The organism is Pedobacter sp. (assembly GCF_035566355.1).
Classification (GTDB): Bacteria; Bacteroidota; Bacteroidia; order Sphingobacteriales; family Sphingobacteriaceae; genus Pedobacter.
Genome location: NZ_DATMRL010000700.1, coordinates 1 through 3392, shown reverse-complemented (window position 1 = coordinate 3392; position 3392 = coordinate 1). Strand labels below are relative to the sequence as shown.

General features: G+C 39.9%; 3 protein-coding genes and 1 pseudogene. 1 reads left to right on the top strand and 3 read right to left on the bottom strand.

The features are described 5' to 3' along the window. Positions 1–1443: ATP-binding protein (locus VNZ46_RS27550; RefSeq protein ID WP_325564610.1), on the top strand; the 1443-nt coding region annotated here is incomplete at its 5' end. On the opposite strand, the gene VNZ46_RS27545 is transcribed toward VNZ46_RS27550, so the two are convergent. From VNZ46_RS27545 to VNZ46_RS27535, 3 genes and pseudogenes are all read right to left on the bottom strand, one after another. Beyond that, entirely contained in the window at positions 1429–2445 is a 1017-nt protein-coding gene (locus VNZ46_RS27545; protein ID WP_325564608.1) for an NAD-dependent epimerase/dehydratase family protein, read from the bottom strand. The two genes, VNZ46_RS27550 and VNZ46_RS27545, sit on opposite strands and share 15 nt — an antisense overlap. A gap of 76 nt (positions 2446–2521) precedes the next feature. After that, positions 2522–3112, bottom strand: coding sequence for a Crp/Fnr family transcriptional regulator (locus VNZ46_RS27540; RefSeq protein WP_325564606.1), 591 nt, complete (start codon positions 3110–3112; stop codon positions 2522–2524). A 3-nt stretch (positions 3113–3115) separates the two neighbouring features. Next, positions 3116–3392: pseudogene (locus VNZ46_RS27535) on the bottom strand (hypothetical protein); the annotation flags it as partial.

The following is a 3392-nucleotide window of genomic DNA, read 5'->3' as shown; positions in this document are numbered from 1 at the left end:
CCTATGTTTTTATGGTGGGGTGACGAATTGATCCAGTTTTACAACGATGCTTACCGCCCAAGCCTGGGTAATGAAGGAAAACATCCTAAAGCTTTAGGACAACATGGGGCCGAATGCTGGCCGGAAATCTGGCCGGTAATTAAACCGCTTATCGATCAGGTCATGCAGGGCGGTCCCTCTACCTGGAGTGAGGATCAACTGATACCTATTTATCGCAATAATCAATTGGAGGATGTGTACTGGACTTTTAGTTATAGTAAAGTTGACGATGAATCAGGCAGGTCTGGTGGTGTTTTGGTCATCTGCTCGGAAACAACGGAAAAGGTACTTAATTTTCAAAAAATTGAGAAGACGATAAAAGAACAGGAACGTTCGAGAAAGAAAACCGAAAAGGCAGAGAGTATGTTAAGGTTTTCGATTGAGGCTGCGAACGCTGGTACATGGAATATGGACAGAAACAGCAAGCAATTCATTGCCTCAGATAGGATGAAGGAGTTGTATGGCTATCATTCGAGCGATCCGATGACTGCCGAAGATGCCATTTCAAATATCGCAGAAGAATATAGGGGAAAAGTAAGGGATATGCTTCATGCCACACTCACCAGAAATGAATATTTTAATGTCGAATACCCCGTCCTGGGCCGTAATGACGGGAAAAATCGCTGGCTAAGGGTTTTTGGTCGTCTATATCCGGATTCAAACGGAAATTTAACTCATTTTTCAGGTCTGCTGATAGAGATTACGGAACAAAAGTTAGATGAGCTTCGTAAAAATGATTTTATTGGGATGGTTAGCCATGAACTCAAAACACCGCTAACCTCCCTCACCGGCTACGTTCAGTTGTTAAAAGCTAAACTAAAAGGAATTGAAGACACATTCGTAAGCAATACTATGGAGCGGGCACTTGGTCAGGTAAAAAAAATGAACACACTGATCAATGGGTTTCTGAATATTTCCCGCCTGGAATCTGGGAAAATCCAGCTCCATAAAGATAATTTTCAACTGGATATGCTGATCAGAGATATCGTGGAGGAGACCATGCATGTTGATGACGGGCATATTTTGTCACTTTCAAATTGCCAGCCCGTCACCATATATGCAGATCGGGATAAAATAGGATCGGTAATTTCAAATTTGCTTAGCAATGCAGTAAAATACTCTCCAACGGGAAAAAGCATTGAAATTAATTGTGAAATTAAAGATGCTGAAGTACAGGTGAGTATAAAGGATGAAGGCATAGGGATACAACAAGCAGATGTAGATAAATTATTTCAACGTTTTTATCGCGTGGAAAGTAACCAAACCCAGAATATATCTGGTTTTGGAATTGGTTTGTATCTGAGTGCAGAGATTGTTCAAAGACATGGTGGTAAGATCTGGGTGGAAAGTAAATGCGGCGAAGGCTCAACCTTTTTCTTTACCCTTCCACTAGCTGGTCAATAGCAATTTATGTTGCAGTAAATATGCTATAGCTTCCTCTACAGCTTGCTCAGGGTTAACCGGATTAAATCCCAGTTCATTCCGCGCCTTGGAAATATCGAAATTTTGCTGTAACCCGGAAAACATGGCAATATCTTTCCTGGTTAATAAGGGTGCTTGATTTTTCCATTTACCCACAAGTTCCATTAACCAGGCAATGGTAAACAAGACCGCTTTTGGAACTGCTCCTGGTACTTTCAGATTTAATTGGGGATGTAAATTCTTTGCCAGTATTGTTGTATCTGTTATGGTCATACAATTCTCATTGGCTAAAATATAACGCTCTCCATTTCTTCCCCGAACAGCGGCTAAATAACATCCCTCGGCTACATCTTTTACGTCTATCCAGTTCAAGGTTATTTTAGTGTCAACCGGGATCTGTTTATTCAAGATTAGTTTTAAGACACCGTAGGAAACATTTAAAGGTAAAGAAGCCACTCCTCCAATCATTGCTGATGGCATGACCACAACCAATTCAATGCCAAGTTGCATGGCTAGTTCTAATGCCAGTTGTTCACCGTCATTCTTTGAATTGTAGTACATGTCTCTTCGGTCGTTATTATAGCCATTACTCTCCTTTGCAGGTAAACTGGTGTAATCTAAAGCTGCAATAGAGCTGACATAGACAATTCTTTTTACTCCAGCTTCAGCGGCAGCCTCAATTGTATTTCTTGTACCCTGGAGGTTTACATCATAAATCTCCTTTTTTGGATCTTTTGCCCATAGTTTGAATGAAGCACCAACGGCATAGAACGTCTCCACCCCTTGCAGCGCTCTTACAAAAGATGCCTTATCGGTGATATTAGCCTCAACAACCTCACAATCCAATCCATGAAATGGAGCTTTATTGTTAATATTTCTTACGCTTGCTCTAACCGGGATGCCTTTTTTAAGAAGCAGTCTGACTAAGTTATTTCCCAAATGTCCATTGGCTCCTGAAACCAATGCTAAATTTTTCTTTGTCATAATTTTATATTTAAATCACGACACAAAATTCAGCAGTTGAAATTCGTTTACACTTGACTTTTGTTAGTTAATCGTGCTAGCCCGCTACTTTTCTGCGAATGCGGCTTAAGCTTTCTGGTTTCATACCTAAAAAGGATGCAATATAAGCAATGGGTACATTCTGTAAGATGTCAGGAAAAGTATCCATCAATTTCCTGTAACGCTGTTCTGCAGTTAGTGTAGCCAATTCTTTAGAGCGATTTTCATTATACTCAATGGACTGCTGAAAAACGGAAATACTAAAATCCTTCATTGCGATACTTTCCTGCGTAAGCATGTCAAGGTCTTTTTTAGTTGTTCTTAACAACTCAGATTCTGTAATACATTCGAGGTTTTCCGCAGATTTATTTTGATTAATAAAACTGCTGTATGAAGTAATGAAGCCAGGTGGGCAATTGATATGTGAGGTGACTTCATCTCCATGATCGTTATAATGGAACAATCGCAGATAGCCGGAAATGATGTAATAGATGTATTTTGGCACCTCATCTTGTTCTTCAATTATTCTGTTTTTCGGGAACCAAACAGGTTCAAAGGAATCTTCAATAAGAATTATGTCTTGCTCCGTAAGGCTTACCCTGGTTTTTATAAATGCCAGAAGCTTGTTGATCGGATTTTCTTCGGCCATATTTTATTTCTGATATTCAGTTTTGGGATAAAATAACTTGAAGGCATTGTATACCGCCTGATGTATTACAGTTGAATGGATTTCCTGAGGCAAATAGTCAAAAAATATAGAGGTGTTCTTTCCTGCGGCTTTCTGAACCGCTTTACTAAATTGCAGTGCATCATTATACATCACTACATCTTCGTCTTTGTTGCAGGCACCGATATAGACCATGTGTCTGGAGTCCTGATCTGTAGCTGATTTCAGTTTTGTGATTAAGACTTCACTTCCCCACCACAAG

Coding starts and splice junctions, on each gene's coding strand:
- VNZ46_RS27545 (WP_325564608.1), bottom strand. CDS start 2,445: ATGACAAAGAAAAATTTAGCATTGGTTTCAGGAGCCAATGGACATTTG.
- VNZ46_RS27540 (WP_325564606.1), bottom strand. CDS start 3,112: ATGGCCGAAGAAAATCCGATCAACAAGCTTCTGGCATTTATAAAAACC.